Raw genomic sequence first — 15,703 nt, 5'->3', positions numbered from 1 at the left:
CTATTAATACATGTATTCTTTATAATATACTTGACAAGAAGTAAAAATTATGGAAGAGTTGCAATGTATACAGAAATGAAAAAGATTATTGAAGCCGGCTTAAATGGAGATAGAGAGAAAGTTTCGCGCTATACAACTCTGCTTATTAAAAACCTTGAAAAGGATGGAGATACACAATTTGCAAACCAAATAAGAAGCATATTGGAATCAAAAAAGGGAGGTTTGGTTTCATTAGATAATATTTCAGCTAAACCCGTAGATGCTGAAAGTCGTGTAGGCATTGTTGATGTTTCATATCCCTCAAAATCAGAAAAACAAATTGTGTTAAATAAATACACAAAAAATGAGATTAATTGTTTTATTGAAAGTTACAAGAAAAGAGACGAACTACTGAAAAAAGGAATTGAATCCCCTAATACTTTGTTATTATATGGCTCACCGGGTTGTGGAAAAAATACAATTGCTGAATACATATCTTCCATTACAAATTTACCTTTAGTAACATCAAGGTTAGACGGTTTAGTATCATCATTACTTGGAAACACGTCGAAAAACATCAGGAAAATATTTGAGTATACTACTGGAAAAGAATGTATTTTATTTCTGGATGAATTTGACGCTATTGCTAAAATAAGAGATGATAAAAATGAGATGGGAGAGCTAAAACGTGTTGTAAACAGCTTATTACAGAATATTGATAATTTTGATAATAACAATATACTGATAGCAGCTACGAATCATTATCATTTATTAGATCCCGCAATAAGAAGACGTTTTTCAACCGTTATCTCTGTTGATCTACCGGGGGTTGAAGAGATAAATCAAATGATACATCTTTCTCTTGAAAATCCAGAAATTTCAATGTCGGATAAACAAATTAACTCTTTATCCGAAGCATTTCAAGGATTCAGTCATTCTGCAATTAAAACTACTCTTGATAATTCCATAAGGCATATGATTCTTCAAGAAAAGCATGAGCTGAAGAGTCACGATGTTTTGAAAGAGATATACCTCTATGAAAATCATACAATTGAAAATGAAAATGATTTCATTTCATATTTATTGAAGAATAAAATTTCAATAGTTGAGATAAACAAAAATTTTGAATTTCCACTACGAAAAATCAGACATCTTTCAAAAAAAATGAAAGAGGAGGCATAAATGTCTAATAAAAAATTACCAATAAAGGTTTTCGCAAAAAGAGATGATATTGATCTTCTTCAAAATGAAGGAAAGCCTCCAAATGAAAAACCTCCAACATGGTTTTTATTTGGAGATGAATTAAGGCATCGTGCCGGAAAATTATCCAAAAGTTTAGAGGAAGTTTCAGGTTATTTTAAAGACCAGGGTGATTCTGATCTTTCGCTTTTAATTTCTGCGGAATTATATGAAAAAGCATTTTCCAAAACACATAGAGGCGATATTGTAAATTTATTTAGCACCAAGTCTACAGATACTCCAGTGCTTGGTTTGGACCCAAACAATAATCTTATTGTTGAAATAAAATCACAACTTGAACTTGATTTACTACAATCTAAGCTTGAAGATTATGAAAATAACACTTCATCCATATCTTGTTTAGAAGAACTAGATAAATACTCTCCTTTCATAATTTTTGATAAAGAAAGCGATTATAAAGTAAAGCTAGTCGATTTTCAAGATAATAAAAAAAATAATGTTGCTCAAGAGTTATTTGAAGAAACTTTGCAAACCATGGAATTTCAATATATTAAAAGTAACTATACAGATAAATTAGTAATATATTGTTTGAAAAATATGACAGAGGAAATGCTGAATTTGTTAAGAGAAAGCCGCATATTTTCTTATATATATTCCATTGAACCAATGCCAACATATGATTTTATGATTGACTCAGTGTCTGAAGAAATTACTCTTTCAGCTAAATCTCCTGATCCTAGTGAAACTTATGAAATTGTAGGGATATTAGATTCTGGAATTGCATCTAATAAATATCTTGATTCGTGGATAGACAGTACTCAATCTCCATATCTTGAAGAAGAATTAGATAAATCTCATGGAACAGCCATTGCAAGTATTGTATTGTATGGAGATGAACTCGAAAAAAAGGATTTAGTGAAACATAAAGGTCTAAAATTATTTGATGCATCGGTTATACCTGCAAAAGATCAAAATGAAATTGATACACTTCAAAATATAAAAGAAGCGATTCAAAAAAACCATGAGGATATAAAAATTTGGAATTTATCAGTAAGTGGAAAAAAATCAAAAATAAGATCTAACTTTTCAGATTTTGCGGTCGCTATTGACAGATTACAGAACGAATATGATATTTTGATTTGTAAATCGTCAGGAAATGAAATTAATTACAACTCCCAAATTTATTATGACAGATATTTATCAGGAGGAGCCGACTCTGTAAATTCTTTGGTTGTAGGATCCATCGCCCATCATAATAATAACATATCACCGTTTTCAAGATTTGGACCAGCACCCTCTGGAATAGTTAAACCTGATTTGGTGCATTATGGTGGACATGCAATCGAAGACAAAAATTCTAATGGTGTTCGCATTTTAAGTGAGGATGGAGCCGTAACAAAAAGTATAGGTACAAGTCTTTCAACTCCACGTGTTACAAGTTTGGCTGCAGGAATTCAACAAAGACTTGAAGAACCGTTTGACCCCCTGTTAATTAAAGCATTAGTCATTCATTCCGCATCATACCCTGATGGCTTGAATCTTTCAATTGACGAGAGAATAAATCAAGTAGGTTTTGGAATACCAAAAAATGTAGAAGATATTCTTTATAATTCTCCTTCTGAAGTTACACTTATTTTAAGAGATAAAATTGCAAGAGGTGGATATATAGACATTATGGACTTCCCAATGCCGAATTGTTTGATCAAAAACGGAGTATATACCGGACAAATTATTATTACACTGGTATACAAGCCCATTTTAGATCATACACAAGGAAGCGAATATATCCAATCCAATGTTGAAGTAAAATTTGGAACATTTAAAAACAAGAAAGAAAGAGATACTACTAACCCACGGATTAAAAACCCATTCGCAAGAGAAGAGTCTCAGAATTTGCTAGTATCACACATATATAGTAAACCAAAAAGAAACCCAGCGATTAATGAATTTATCCGTAAAGAAGGTATCAATAAATTATACAATGAAAATTCATACTATTCTGTAAAAAAATATTCAATCGATTTGTCTTGCCTCACTCCGAAAAAAATGGAAAATCACATTGGAGAAGATGTTAATTGGTATTTATTTCTTAACGGCTTTTATCGAAACCACATACTGAAAAAAGCAAGTAATGATTTGGTTAATTTAGACCAAGAGTTTTGTTTGATCATTACTATACGCGATCCGTCACAAAAATCAAATGTATATGAAGAAATGACGGAAAAATTGGATAGCAAAAATTTCTGGAATTCAAACATTAAATTAGCCAATGAAGTAGAAATTCCACTTAGTTACAACATCCAAGAAAATTAAAATAATTTCCGATGATGAAAGGTAAGTTAGACAATTATGTAAATAATATCTGAATTTGCCTTTTAATAATTATAATACAAATTCCAGGAGGTGAAAAAGAATGGCTAACAAAAAGCAAACTTCAAGTAAAGTTGCAACTAAAGCATCTGAAATATTAAGAGATGGCAGAACAAGTGCAAAGTCGAAATCTGTTGCTGGCAGTGCATTGTCTCAAACAAAAACAACGAAAAAAAAGAAGTGATTGTATAAATGTAAATTAAAAAAGGTAAATTAAATTTACCTTTTTAATATTATTAATATTTAGTTAAAATTGAACATAGTGTTCAAAGCCCTCAATTTTCAAGAAGATATTAAAAACGAGCAGAAAAGAAGTGTTTTAAAAAAGAACAAGATAAAAAAACAAAGAACCCGATTATAAAATCGGGTTCAGTAAGCCCCGTGCGTGATTTGAACACGCGACCTGCTGATTACAAGTCAGCCGCTATACCCCTAAGCCAACGAGGCGCTTTGAAGTATCCCTTACATACAGTTCATAATTAATAAATTTTATGGGGAAATTCACTGAAATGATGCTTTTTTAAAGGATTAAACCAATCCGATTGACAAATAATGAATTAAATGAAATGAAATGAAAAGGTAAAATCATGTGGCAAAAAATAGCGGCGGCCGGTAAAAAAATTGTCGAATCCGGGTTGGTTGAAGCGAATTTCGGAAACATCAGCATTCGGTCAAGATCCGGAAATTCGTTTTTGATTACAAAAACAGGGACGGCACTTGATGAAATTGATTCATGCGGCGTGATTGAAATTCCGATTTTTGACGGCGAAAGCGATACGTTTGTTGATCCGTTTGTTGCCGCGGCGATTGAAAAAGCGGCATCGTCGGAGACACCGGTTCACCGCCGGATTTACCGAGAGACGAATGCGAACGCGATTCTTCACGCGCACTGTCCTTATTCGGTTGTGATGTCGATTTTGGAACATGAAGCCGGGAACGATGCGGTTATTCCGATTGACAGCGAAGGAAAATTGTTTTTAAAGGAAATTCCGATTATCAGCGGCGGTATCGGTAGCGACACGCTTGCAGCGAATGCGGCGGCGGTTTTCAAAGACGAGAGTGTGAAAGGCGCGATTATTCTCGGTCACGGAACGATTGCCGCCTGCGATTCTTTGGAAGAGGCGTACAATGTGACGGCGCAGCTCGAACATGCGGCGAAAATCAAATATATGTACGCGAAAGCGAAAAATTTGTTTTGAGCGAATGCATTTTTATGTAAGTTTATTTATAGGAAAAAGTAAACAAGTATAAACATAAACATTGGAAAACGAAAAAAGGAAATAGAATCAATGGCAGCCAATTCGCTCAGACCGTATGTTGCAGAGACAATCGTAGACCCGATCGCGAAAATTTTCATCAAAGTCGGCATCTCACCAAACACACTCTCAATCATATCATTTGTATTTTCAATATTTGCCGGCATTTTTTACTATTTTGCGGGCGACGATTATTTCGGATTTTCAGCGCCTTATTACTTCTTATTGGTCGCGGCGGTTTGCGTTTTAATCAATTCCGGTCTTGACGCGCTGGACGGCGCTGTTGCGCGCCTGCGCGGTATTGCCGGCAAAAAAGGCGACTTTTTGGACCATGTCATTGACCGCTACGCCGACGTTTTCATCATTTCGGGAATCATTTTCGGCGGCTTTTGTCCGTGGTGGATCGGAATTATCGCGCTTGCCGGCGTTCTTTTAACAAGCTATCTCGGAACACAGGCACAAGCGATGGATATCGGCAGATATTACGGCGGCATTATGGGACGCGCCGACCGTTTGATTATCATCTTGGCGGCATCCTTTTTGGATTTCGGCTACATCGGATTTTACGGAACAGCCGCATCCGTTTGGGGATTTCAATTCCTCGGCTGGGCAATGATTATTATCGCAATCGGATCACACATTACCGCATTCCAGAGAATTTATCACATTTGGAGAGCGCTGGACAGAGAAGATAAAGCGGCCGCCGTTGAAAAAGCAGAGGCGGAAGCAAATTAAATTTTTGAAAAACAATGTCTCAAAAACCCGATTTTGAATATTTGGATCACGTCGCCGACATACGATTTGTCGCGCGCGGAATGACGCTTGAAAACGTTTTTGAAAACGCGGCGATTGCGACGCTTTCCGTCATCGCGGACATTTCAACAATTCAACCGCAAACGAATTTTGAAATAAATCTTGAAACCGTCAGCTTGGAAAATTTGATGGTTGATTTTTTATCCGAACTTCTGTTTTTGTTTGATGCCGAAGAAACGGTTCTCGGGGACATTTCCGTAAAAGAAGTCGGGGAAAAAACGGAAAACGGCGAAGAAATGTGGTTTATAAGCGCTGCCGTCTCCGGCGAGCCGATTGATGCCGCCTGCCAAAATTTCAAAACGGAAGTCAAAGCCGTCACTTACAACGGAATCCGTGTCGATGAAACGCCGGAAGGGTTTGAAGCGGAAGTTGTTTTGGATTTGTAACGGATTGCGCCGTTGCCCCACGCGCGTGCGCAGCTTTTTTTGGAAGAATTAAAACGAATCTTGTTTTTAAAAGAGATTGAAACCTGCGGTTTGCTTTTCGACAAGCGTTGCGCCAACAAACAATTTAAATCAAAGAAATGAATCACTGTTATTAAATCAATTTATAGGGAAAATTATGTTCAATCAAAATGAAGACAAAAACGAATCCAATGAATCCGTCACGGACGAATTAAACCGCGTCAATGACAACATTTGGGACATTCCGAAAACGCATGCGTTTGGAATGAATGTCCCGGGCAGACTTTTTCTGTCAGAAAAATTAATGGGAACGATTGACAAAGAAACAATCAATCAAGTCGCGAATGTCGCGATGCTGCCCGGCATTTTGGATTATTCGATGGCGATGCCCGATGTCCACCTCGGCTACGGTTTTACGATCGGCGGTGTTGCGGCTTTCGATGAAGAAGAAGGCGTGATCAGCCCCGGCGGCGTCGGTTTTGACATCAACTGCGGCGTTCGCTTAATGAAAACGAATCTGTTAAGAGAAGAAGCGGTTCCGCACATCAAAATGCTGACGGAAAATCTGTTTCAAAAAATTCCGTCCGGCGTCGGCTCAAAAGGCGAATTTAAAGTGACCGACACCGAATTAACGGAAGCTTTTCTGCACGGCTCACAGTGGGCGGTTGAAGCCGGATACGGTATTGAAAGCGATACCAAGAACTGCGAATCTTACGGTTTTATGGAAGGCGGAAACCCCGACATTGTCGGAACGAAAGCTCGAAAAAGAGGACGACCGCAATTCGGAACGCTCGGAAGCGGCAATCACTTTTTGGAAATTCAATACGTTGACAAGATTTACGATCCGACAGCTGCCGCTGCTTACGGCCTTTCCGAAGGTCAGGTCACCGTCATGATTCACTGCGGCTCACGCGGCGCCGGTCATCAAATTTGCACCGACCATTTGCAAACGCTGAATCAAGCCGTTAAAAAATACAAAATCAACGTTCCCGACATGCAGCTGGCTTGCGCGCCGGCGAAATCCAAAGAAGCGCAGGATTATTTTGACGCGATGAAATGCGGCGCCAATTACGCGTGGGCGAACCGCCAAATCATTATGCATTGGACGCGCGAAGTCTTTGAAAAATTTTACGACAAAGACACCGACGCGCTCGGCATGGAATTGCTTTACGATGTCGCCCACAATGTCGCGAAATATGAAACGCATGAAGTGGACGGCAAAAAGCAGGACGTTTACGTTCACAGAAAAGGCGCGACGCGCGCGTTTCCGGCCGGACACAAGGAAGTGCCGCAGCAGTACAGAGATGTCGGTCAGCCCGTTTTGATTCCGGGCAGCATGGGAACGCCGTCATTTGTTTTAAAAGGCGGTCCGAATTCGATGTCGCTTTCATTCGGCAGCGCGTGTCACGGCGCGGGGCGCGTGATGGGACGCGGCAAAGCAAAAGATAATATGAGCGGTGAAGCCATCCAAGAAGAGCTGGCAAGACAAGGAATAACGGTCAGAGCCGAACGAGCAACCGTTATCGCCGAAGAAGCGCCGAGCGTTTACAAAAACAGCGACGATGTTGTCGACGTTGTCGACAGTCTCGGGATTGCGCAAAAAGTCGCGCGTCTGATTCCGATCGGCGTCATCAAGGGGTGAGGCGATGGAACTTGAAATGATTATGCCGGCATATTATGATTCCAATGTTTACGTGATTAATAAAAAAATCATTATTGATACAGGAATGACGGCGGACCATGTTTTGCCGAATTTGGAAAAAATCGCGCCGATTGAAAATATCGAATTAATTATTTTAACGCATACACATTACGATCACAGCGGCTGCGCCGATGAAATCATGAACAGAAGCGGCGCGAAATTGGCAATTCACGAAGCTGATGCGTCGTTTTTAGAAGACGATGATTTATCGGGCGCGCTGAATTTCGGAAGCAGAACAACCTGTCCGCCGGCGAATATTTTGTATCAGGGCGGCGAAAAAATCCCGATCGGCCCGAATGAAAACGGCGAAGAAGAATATTTAGAAGTCATTCACACGCCGGGACATACTGTCGGATGCATTTGTTTATACGAAAAGAACTCAAAAACGCTCATTTCGGGCGACACCGTTTTCTCGGAAGGCGGCATCGGAAGAACGGATTTTAAAATATCCGCGCCTGAAAAGATGACGGCATCCGTTCGAAAATTGACGGAGTTGGATGTTGAAAACTTATGTCCGGGACACGGCCGCCCGACAATCGGAAACGCGAACCGATCAATTGAATTATCAGAAATGATGTCATCCAGAATGAATCCTTAAAATTATAAAGTAAAAACAAAACAAAGACGAAGAGACGGGGAATATGGCAGAAGAGAACAAAGGAGCGGGAAAAAAACCCGCACGCAAGACCGGAACGCTTGGGACGGTCAGCAAAGTGGAAGTCGGAAAATCAGGCAACCGCAGAACAATTATCGGCCTTGAAAAAGAAGCCGGAAGAATGGGCGCGGACAAATCAAAAATTGTCATTCCGAAAGACGAAAAGAAAGGCAAACCGGATGCCGGAAAAGGCGACAAGCCTGAAAAGCGTGTCATCGGGCAGCTCGGCGCGAAAAGCGTAGGATTGAAACCGACAGAGCCGAAACGTTTCGAATGGAAATCAGCCGCGTCCGGCAGACGTGATGATGACCGCGATTTTGATGACGGCGGCAGAAACCAAGGTCGGAGAGGACAAGGCGATCGAAGAGGACCGGACAGCCGAAGAGAGCAAACCGGCAGAAGCAACAGATTTGATTCAAGCGAGCAAAAAAAAAACGAAATTGACGGCGGAAACGCCGAAAAGAAAGTAAATCATTTTTTTGAGAAACGCCGGCAGGAAGCTTTGAAAAATGCCGGCGACTTTTTACCGATGAGCCTCGAAGAGGCTCAAAATAAAGGCTGGGACGAACTCGACATCATTTTGGTGACGGGTGACGCTTACGTTGACCATTCCGGATTCGGAACGGCAATCATCGGCCGCGTTTTGGAACACGCCGGATTTCGCGTCGGTGTCATCGCGCAGCCGGATTGGACAAGCAAAGACGCTTTTGAAGTCCTCGGAAAACCCAGACTGTTTTTCTCCGTCAGCGCCGGCAATGCCGATTCTCTCGTGAACAACTATACACCACTTCTCTATAAGCGCGAAAGCGATATGTATTCCCCCGGCGGCGCGCCCGGGCTTCGGCCTGACCGCGCGGTCATCGCTTACGCCAACCGCCTGCGCCAAGCGTTTCCCGACACGCCGATTGTTGCCGGCGGCATCGAGGCTTCTCTTCGCCGTTTCGCGGAATTTGATTATTTGTCAAACGATGTTCGCCAATCGGTTTTAGCTGACGCGCCGGTGGATTTGATCATTTACGGCATGGGCGAACTTCAAATTAAAGAAATCGCGGCGCGGATGAATGCCGGCGAAAAAATTTCCGATATTCGGGATGTTCCGGGAACGGTTTGGAAAATGCCGGTTCGCGAATGGAAAAACATTCAAAACGGACAAGAATCCGAATATTCCGGCGCGCTGACTGATGATTCATATATTGCGCTTCCGGATTTCAATGACGTTTCCGAAGACAAAGAGCAATACGCGCGCGCTTTTAAAATCATTTATGAAAACCAGAATCCGATTTCCGGAAAGAAACTTGTGCAACCGCATCCGAAAACCATTATCATTCAAAATCCGCCGATGCGCGAATTGACGGAAAATGAAATGGACGAAGTGTACGAGCTGCCGTATTTACGCCTGGAACACCCGTCGTACACCGAAGGCGTTCCCGGACTTGAAGTCGTCAAAAATTCCATTACAAGCCACCGCGGCTGTTTCGGCGGCTGCTCTTTCTGCGCGATTACACAGCATCAGGGCAGAGCAATCAGCAACCGAAGCGAAGAATCCATCATCAGGGAAGCTGAAAAAATTGCATCGTCGTTTGATTTCAACGGCATCATCAACGGAATCGGCGGCCCGAGCGCGAACATGTATGGTATGAAATGTCCGACATGGGAAAAGAAAGGCGCCTGCACGCACAAAAACTGTTTGGTTCCAAATGTTTGTCCGTCACTGAACGCAAGCCACAGCCGTCTTTTGAAACTGCTGGAAACACTTCGAAATATGCCGAATGTCAGAAAAGTGCTGACGGGATACGGTGTTCGATTTGATTTGGCGATTCAAGACGACGGATATTTAGAAACGCTTTGTGAACATCACGTCGGCGGCCAATTAAAAGTCGCGCCCGAACATTTTTGCGACAATGTGACGGCTGCCATGAGAAAGCCGAATCGCGAAACTTTTGAAAAATTTGAGCAGAAATTCAAAAACGTCAACAAAGAACTCGGTTTAAAACAGTTTTTGGTAACATTCCAAATTTCGGGACACCCCGGCTGCACTATGGAAAACGCGATTGAAATTGCGGAATATATTCGCGACAACAATCGCTACACCGAACAAGTTCAGGATTTTACGCCGACGCCAATGACGATTTCAACATGCATGTTCCACACGGGACTGGATCCGTTTACGATGGAGGAAATTTACGTTCCGGTAACGCGAACGGAAAAGAAAATGCAGCGTGTTTTACTTCAATTCAGAAACCCCGATAACCGGGAAATGATTCAAAAAGCGCTGGAAGAGAACGGTCGTGAAGATTTAATCGGCAGCGGTTCACATTGTTTGATTCCTTCCAATCGCCGTTGGTAAAAATTGCAAGACGAATTATGTGAAATATTAAATAGAGAAAACACCTTTAATTTCTAAAATTTCAGACAGGGTCAAAATGAAACTCGAATACAAAGTGATTATTTTATCGATCTTGGTCGGCGTTCTGTTTATTTTAGCAGAAATGCTTTCAAGATACTTCGCAGCCGGTCCCGAAACGGGCGGTCTTGAAGAGATACTGAAGTTTTTATTTGAGCCGATGACAACGAATGAAGGATTGTTTTTCAACATCGTGATTTTGCTTCTCTGTTTTGTGTTCGGTGTTTTGCTGGCGCGCTTGATCAATCAGGTTTTGAAAGCAAAAGGCGTTGCAAAACAAACCGATATTGAAAAGAACATGATTTTGGAATCCGTCCCCGAAATTGTCATTTATATGACAACAGAATACAAAATTAAATGGGCAAGCCGCTCATTATATACGGAAACAAAATTGACCGAATCAGATGTTGTCGGAAAATCCGTCATGGATTTGGCGAAAATATTGTTTCCGTCGGAGCCGGCAAACACGCTGTATTCCGAATTTTTGGAGAAAAAGGAAGTTGATTCCGAACTCAAAAGTTTGAAAGGCAAATATTGGCAAGTCCTCTCAAACGCTGCAACCAATGATGATAATGAAGTGACCGGTTATGTTTTGCTGGCCGTTGACATTACGCGAAAAAAACGCGACGAGGAAATGATTCGCATGTCGTACGAGCGTTTGGAAGAAAATATTCAGCAGTTTGCAACCGTTATTGACAATATCAGAAATCCGCTTTCAAGCGTGGTTTTGCTGTCAGAAATTTCAAGCGATCAGGAAACCGCAAAGAAAATCATAATTCAGTGCGATGATATTGAAGAAGTCATTGCCCAATTAGACGAAGGCTGGGCAAATTCGGAAGAAATCCGCAATTTCTTAAAGAAACATCTGTAAAGATGTTTCCTTTTCTAGTTTTTAATTTGATGCGTGACAGGAACTGCTGCCGGCCGCCGCGCGCGATCCGCACAGACTTTTAAAAAAATGAAATAAAATGAAGGTTCGTTTTTCAAAAATCAATTATTTGTCGTTTGCCATTCGAATCAATTCAACCAAATCAATAACCGGAATGTCGCCGCCGGCATCGCTTAAATTGCGCAGGCAAAGCGGACAGGTTGTCACGATGTAATCAACACCGTCAGGAACGTCTTCCAACCTTCTTTTTGCCATCGCCAAAGACAAATCGTTGTAGCCGGAACGAACACCGCCGCCGCCGCCGCAGCATCTGGATTTCTCGCGGATTGTCTGCATTTCAATCAGATTGTCTTTGCCGACAATTTCATAAATCAGCGCGCGCGGCTCGTCAAAAACATTGTTGTGGCGGCCGGAATGGCAGGGATCGTGATAAGTGACTTTTAAATCGAGTTTCCCGAGGCCGGCTTTTTTCAAATCGCTCAAATGCGAAGCCAAATATTCGGAAACGGTGACGACTGAAATGCCGTCTAACTCATAATTGTTTTTAAGCGTGTTGTAACAGCCGGCGCAGCCTGCAATAATCGTATCGGCGCCGCTTGCTATGATTTGTTCAAGATTGTGTTTCATCAAAGCGTCGGCTTCTTTGACAAATCCGAGACGAAGAAGCGGCGACGCGCAGCATTTTTCATCTTCCAAAAGCCCGGCGCCCATTTTATTGAGAATTTGATAAGTCGTGACGGCTGTTTCGGGATAGCGATAAGTATCCAAACAGCCGACAAAGTAAACCGCTTTCGGATTTTGAGGGATTTCAAGATTTGTTCCTTCAAGCCAGCCGCGTCTGCTGCCGGAATCACCGAGCGTGTTCGCGTATTTTGTAACGGTGTCGCGGATTTTCATTTGCGTCGGCGTCATTTTGCCGCTTTCGACAAGTCCGCTGCGCGCGCCTTCAACCAAATCCGGCGGATGAACGCCTGCGGGACAGGTGACGGCGCAGTAGCCGCATGTCGTGCATGTGTTGAGGCTGTCAAAAACAGAATCGTCTGTCAGATTTCCTTCATAAATGTCGCGAATGACTAAAATGCGGCCGCGTGTGTTCTTGGATTCGCGGCCGGTTTGTTCAAACGCTGGACAGACCGAGCGGCAATTTCCGCAAGCGACACACCGATATAAATCTCTTTGATCCACCTTTTCAAAAGACATTTTTCATAACCCTCTTTTCGTTTTTTAAAGTCCTAATTTCCCCGGATTTAAAATTCCGTTCGGATCAAGCGCTTTTTTAATTGTTTTCATCACGGTAAACGCGGGACCGCATTGTTTTTCCATATACATGCCGCGTGCGGCGCCGATGCCGTGTTCGGAACTGACTGTGCCGCCGAGTTCAATCGCCGCCAAGTGCAGTTTGTCGGCGGCGGCGTGAAGTTTCTGCCATTCGTTTTCATCTAAAACGTCAATAAATAAACCGACGTGAACGGTGCCGTCGCCGACGTGTCCGTAAATCATCGGCGTGATGCCGACTTCGCCGGTAATTTCATACACTTTTGAAATCATCGCCGGCAATTTTTGAATCGGAACGCCCAAATCTTCGCCGACATAAATGCGCGTTTTTGTCGGATCAATCTTTGAAACCGCGGCGCCGAGAAGGCGTCTTGCGTCCCAGATTTCTTTCATTTTAACCGGATCGTCCGTAATCAAAATGCTGCTTGAAATGTCTTCGCACGCCTTTGCCAGCAATTCGGCGGCTTCGTCAACGGCGTTTTTGCTGCCGTCGACTTCGAATAAAACGACGTCGCCGTCGCGCGGAAAAATGACGTCGGGATCCAATTTTGTCAAAACGGAAACGGATGTGCGGTCTAAAATTTCGCACGCGGACGGTGTCACGCCTGCCGCAAACACGCGAGAGACGGAAAGGCCGGCGTTTTCGGGCGACGGGAAAGAAATCATAACCAGCTTCCGCGCTTTTGGAATCGGCGCGATTTTTAAAACGGCTTTTGTGATGATGCCGAGCGTGCCTTCCGAGCCGACAAGAAGTCGGGAAAGATCGTAACCGGAAGACGATTTTAAGCAGTTCAGACCGGTGTTAATGACGCTGCCGTCGGCTAAAACGACTTCCAGATTTAAAACGTAATTTTTCGTTGTGCCGTATTTCACGCAGCGCATTCCGCTTGCGTTGTTTGCGATTTGGCCGCCGACCGTGCAAGTTGCAGCACTTCCGGGATCCGGCGGAAAGAAGAAACCGTACGGTTTAAGCGCTTCATTGAGTTTGTCGGCAACGATTCCGGGCTCAACCGTCACTTGAATGTTGTCAATATCAATGCTTAAAATTTGATTCATTTGCGACATGTCCAAAAGAATGCCGCCGTTGACGGGAACTGCGCCGCCGGCAAGTCCGGTTCCGGCACCGCGCGCGGTCACGGGAATTAAATGTGTGTTCGCGTAAGCTAAAATTTGAGAAACTTCGGCGGTGGTTTTCGGAAAAAGAACGTAATCCGGCTTTCCTTTCACTTGAGAGCCGTCCGCGCCGTAGCAGCAAAGCTCGGCAGGCACGGCTGTTGCGCGGTCTTTGCAAATGTTTTTGAGTTCTTCGTAATGATCCATATTTGATCGCAGAATTGATGATAAAATGTAAAAAACGCATGCGAAATGCAATTTATAATCTGTTTGCATTTTCACGTTGATTCCTTATATATATTTTATTATAAGCGTTTTTAAAAAGCAAAAGACAATGCAAATAAAATGCCGACTGAAACGGGTTTAAACTTTTTGAATTGATAATCATTTGTCATAATGACAAAATTATGACAAACAAAAATAGCACTCAAAAAGAAGCAACAGAATCAGTTGTTTGAATCAAAGAAAAGAATCTAAAAAACAAAAATCTGAAACCAAAACGGCATTCGCTGTCCGTAAAAAATGAATTAAAAAATAAAATAATGAATCTGAAAGATTCGATTATTTTTTAGCCGCTCTTGTTTTCGCGGCGGTTTTTTTCATTTTGACAATTTCTTCTTCGACTTCTTCCGCGCCTTCTCTGTAAAATTTCAGTTCGTCGGGCTGAAGTTCGCGAAGCAGGCGAAGGAATTCTCCGGCATGAACTTTTTCTTCGTTGGCGATGTCAATCAACACTTCTTTGGCGAGTTTGTTGTCGGTTGACTCTGCAAGCTGTTCATAAAGCTGAATCGCTTCGTACTCGGCGGACACCATAAAACGAATGGCGCGAACAAGTTCGTCGTGCGTCAGCTTACGGCCGTTTTTCAGGCCGGCAAAGGGATTTCCAAATTCAGGCATAGCATAAAATTGGTTTGATAGTATAAATATATTTATATTAAATTTCAAAACATTTCGATGATTTTTTAAGCTTTCAAAACAACAGGAACAAAAAATAAGAAGTGATTTCATGGCGGAAAAGAAAAGATGCGTTTGGTCGAAGACACCGACTGATCATAAATATCATGACGAAGAGTGGGGAAAACCGCTTCATGATGAGAAAAGACTTTTTGAGATGCTGATTTTAGAAGGGCAGCAAGCCGGCTTGAGCTGGTCAACAATTCTCAACAAACGAGACGCGATGCGAATCGCGTACGATAATTTCGATCCGGAAATAATGAAAGATTATGACGATCAAAAACGAGAGGAACTTCTCGCAAATGCCGGAATTATCCGAAACCGCCTCAAAATCAAAGCGGTCACAACCAATTCAAAAGCATATTTCAAGCTCAAAGAAGAACACGAATCGCTTGATGCGTTTATGTGGCGTTATATCGACGGCGTGCCGATTCAAAACTGCCCGAAAACGCCGGCGGACGTCCCTGTAAATACAGAACTGTCGGATCAAATCAGCAAAGATTTGAAAAAACTCGGTTTTACTTTTGTCGGCTCAACGATTATTTACGCGTACATGCAAGCAATCGGCATGGTGAACGATCATTTGGAAGACTGTGATTTCAGGTAAGCAGCGTGCCGGCGCGCGCGTGTCGGCAATTTTCAAATTTCAAAAACACTTCTTTTTCATTGATTTTTCGAAACGAATGAGA

At 42.3% G+C, this 15,703-nt stretch carries 14 protein-coding genes and 1 tRNA gene; 11 read left to right on the top strand and 4 right to left on the bottom strand.

The features are described from left to right. The first annotated feature begins 63 nt into the window (after nucleotides 1–63). From MmiEs2_RS07810 to MmiEs2_RS07800, 3 genes are all read left to right on the top strand, one after another. On the top strand, nucleotides 64–1,161 hold the full coding sequence (locus MmiEs2_RS07810) for an AAA family ATPase (protein WP_316559305.1): 1,098 nt from the start codon (nucleotides 64–66) through the stop codon (nucleotides 1,159–1,161). Continuing rightward, nucleotides 1,162–3,492 (top strand): S8 family peptidase, encoded by a 2,331-nt coding sequence (locus MmiEs2_RS07805; protein WP_316559304.1) that lies wholly within the window; start codon nucleotides 1,162–1,164, stop codon nucleotides 3,490–3,492. A 100-nt stretch (nucleotides 3,493–3,592) separates the two neighbouring features. Next, nucleotides 3,593–3,733, top strand: a complete 141-nt coding sequence (locus MmiEs2_RS07800) for a hypothetical protein (RefSeq protein WP_316559303.1) — start codon at nucleotides 3,593–3,595, stop codon at nucleotides 3,731–3,733. A gap of 191 nt (nucleotides 3,734–3,924) precedes the next feature. Here the strand turns inward: MmiEs2_RS07800 and MmiEs2_RS07795 are convergent. Beyond that, nucleotides 3,925–3,996: transfer RNA gene (locus tag MmiEs2_RS07795), tRNA-Thr, on the bottom strand. A gap of 140 nt (nucleotides 3,997–4,136) precedes the next feature. On the opposite strand from MmiEs2_RS07795, the gene MmiEs2_RS07790 reads away from it, so the two are divergent. The 7 genes from MmiEs2_RS07790 to MmiEs2_RS07760 all read left to right on the top strand — a co-directional run bounded on the left by MmiEs2_RS07790 (nucleotide 4,137) and on the right by MmiEs2_RS07760 (nucleotide 11,654). Further along, a complete protein-coding gene (locus MmiEs2_RS07790; RefSeq protein WP_316559302.1) occupies nucleotides 4,137–4,748 on the top strand; it encodes an aldolase in 612 nt (203 codons plus the stop codon). A gap of 90 nt (nucleotides 4,749–4,838) precedes the next feature. Then, a complete protein-coding gene (locus MmiEs2_RS07785) occupies nucleotides 4,839–5,540 on the top strand; it encodes a CDP-alcohol phosphatidyltransferase family protein (RefSeq protein ID WP_316559301.1) in 702 nt (233 codons plus the stop codon). 14 nt (nucleotides 5,541–5,554) lie between these two features. Next, entirely contained in the window at nucleotides 5,555–6,004 is a 450-nt protein-coding gene (locus MmiEs2_RS07780) for an archease (protein WP_316559300.1), read from the top strand. 175 nt (nucleotides 6,005–6,179) lie between these two features. Continuing rightward, the gene (locus MmiEs2_RS07775) at nucleotides 6,180–7,664 is read left to right on the top strand and encodes an RtcB family protein (protein ID WP_316559299.1); all 1,485 of its coding nucleotides are present in this window, start codon (nucleotides 6,180–6,182) and stop codon (nucleotides 7,662–7,664) included. Between the two features lie 4 nt (nucleotides 7,665–7,668). Beyond that, the gene (locus MmiEs2_RS07770; RefSeq protein ID WP_316559298.1) at nucleotides 7,669–8,322 is read left to right on the top strand and encodes an MBL fold metallo-hydrolase; all 654 of its coding nucleotides are present in this window, start codon (nucleotides 7,669–7,671) and stop codon (nucleotides 8,320–8,322) included. Between the two features lie 586 nt (nucleotides 8,323–8,908). Beyond that, a complete protein-coding gene (locus tag MmiEs2_RS07765; protein ID WP_316560245.1) occupies nucleotides 8,909–10,726 on the top strand; it encodes a YgiQ family radical SAM protein in 1,818 nt (605 codons plus the stop codon). A 76-nt stretch (nucleotides 10,727–10,802) separates the two neighbouring features. Beyond that, a complete protein-coding gene (locus MmiEs2_RS07760) occupies nucleotides 10,803–11,654 on the top strand; it encodes a PAS domain S-box protein (RefSeq protein ID WP_316559297.1) in 852 nt (283 codons plus the stop codon). 123 nt (nucleotides 11,655–11,777) lie between these two features. Here MmiEs2_RS07760 and MmiEs2_RS07755 read toward each other — a convergent pair whose 3' ends face one another. The 3 genes from MmiEs2_RS07755 to MmiEs2_RS07745 form a co-directional block, all read right to left on the bottom strand. Then, nucleotides 11,778–12,872 (bottom strand): (Fe-S)-binding protein, encoded by a 1,095-nt coding sequence (locus MmiEs2_RS07755; RefSeq protein WP_316559296.1) that lies wholly within the window; start codon nucleotides 12,870–12,872, stop codon nucleotides 11,778–11,780. A 24-nt stretch (nucleotides 12,873–12,896) separates the two neighbouring features. Then, entirely contained in the window at nucleotides 12,897–14,267 is a 1,371-nt protein-coding gene (locus MmiEs2_RS07750) for an FAD-binding oxidoreductase (protein WP_316559295.1), read from the bottom strand. Nucleotides 14,268–14,621: 354 nt separating this feature from the next. Then, a complete protein-coding gene (locus tag MmiEs2_RS07745) occupies nucleotides 14,622–14,957 on the bottom strand; it encodes a ferritin family protein (protein WP_316559294.1) in 336 nt (111 codons plus the stop codon). Between the two features lie 109 nt (nucleotides 14,958–15,066). Between MmiEs2_RS07745 and MmiEs2_RS07740 the strand changes: the two genes are divergently transcribed. Then, entirely contained in the window at nucleotides 15,067–15,621 is a 555-nt protein-coding gene (locus tag MmiEs2_RS07740; RefSeq protein WP_316559293.1) for a DNA-3-methyladenine glycosylase I, read from the top strand. The last annotated feature ends 82 nt before the right edge of the window (nucleotides 15,622–15,703 follow it).

It is taken from the genome of Methanimicrococcus stummii (assembly GCF_032594435.1).
GTDB lineage: Archaea > Halobacteriota > Methanosarcinia > Methanosarcinales > Methanosarcinaceae > Methanimicrococcus > Methanimicrococcus stummii.
This window is presented reverse-complemented; position numbering and strand designations above follow the sequence as displayed.

Excerpts from the sequence above, each read along its gene's own strand:
- MmiEs2_RS07780 (WP_316559300.1), top strand. The coding sequence starts at position 5,555 with ATGTCTCAAAAACCCGATTTTGAATATTTGGATCACGTCGCCGACATA.
- MmiEs2_RS07805 (WP_316559304.1), top strand. The coding sequence starts at position 1,162 with ATGTCTAATAAAAAATTACCAATAAAGGTTTTCGCAAAAAGAGATGAT.
- MmiEs2_RS07745 (WP_316559294.1), bottom strand. The coding sequence starts at position 14,957 with ATGCCTGAATTTGGAAATCCCTTTGCCGGCCTGAAAAACGGCCGTAAG.
- MmiEs2_RS07740 (WP_316559293.1), top strand. The coding sequence starts at position 15,067 with ATGGCGGAAAAGAAAAGATGCGTTTGGTCGAAGACACCGACTGATCAT.
- MmiEs2_RS07750 (WP_316559295.1), bottom strand. The coding sequence starts at position 14,267 with ATGGATCATTACGAAGAACTCAAAAACATTTGCAAAGACCGCGCAACA.
- MmiEs2_RS07785 (WP_316559301.1), top strand. The coding sequence starts at position 4,839 with ATGGCAGCCAATTCGCTCAGACCGTATGTTGCAGAGACAATCGTAGAC.
- MmiEs2_RS07755 (WP_316559296.1), bottom strand. The coding sequence starts at position 12,872 with ATGTCTTTTGAAAAGGTGGATCAAAGAGATTTATATCGGTGTGTCGCT.
- MmiEs2_RS07770 (WP_316559298.1), top strand. The coding sequence starts at position 7,669 with ATGGAACTTGAAATGATTATGCCGGCATATTATGATTCCAATGTTTAC.
- MmiEs2_RS07790 (WP_316559302.1), top strand. The coding sequence starts at position 4,137 with ATGTGGCAAAAAATAGCGGCGGCCGGTAAAAAAATTGTCGAATCCGGG.
- MmiEs2_RS07775 (WP_316559299.1), top strand. The coding sequence starts at position 6,180 with ATGTTCAATCAAAATGAAGACAAAAACGAATCCAATGAATCCGTCACG.
- MmiEs2_RS07810 (WP_316559305.1), top strand. The coding sequence starts at position 64 with ATGTATACAGAAATGAAAAAGATTATTGAAGCCGGCTTAAATGGAGAT.
- MmiEs2_RS07800 (WP_316559303.1), top strand. The coding sequence starts at position 3,593 with ATGGCTAACAAAAAGCAAACTTCAAGTAAAGTTGCAACTAAAGCATCT.
- MmiEs2_RS07760 (WP_316559297.1), top strand. The coding sequence starts at position 10,803 with ATGAAACTCGAATACAAAGTGATTATTTTATCGATCTTGGTCGGCGTT.
- MmiEs2_RS07765 (WP_316560245.1), top strand. The coding sequence starts at position 8,909 with ATGAGCCTCGAAGAGGCTCAAAATAAAGGCTGGGACGAACTCGACATC.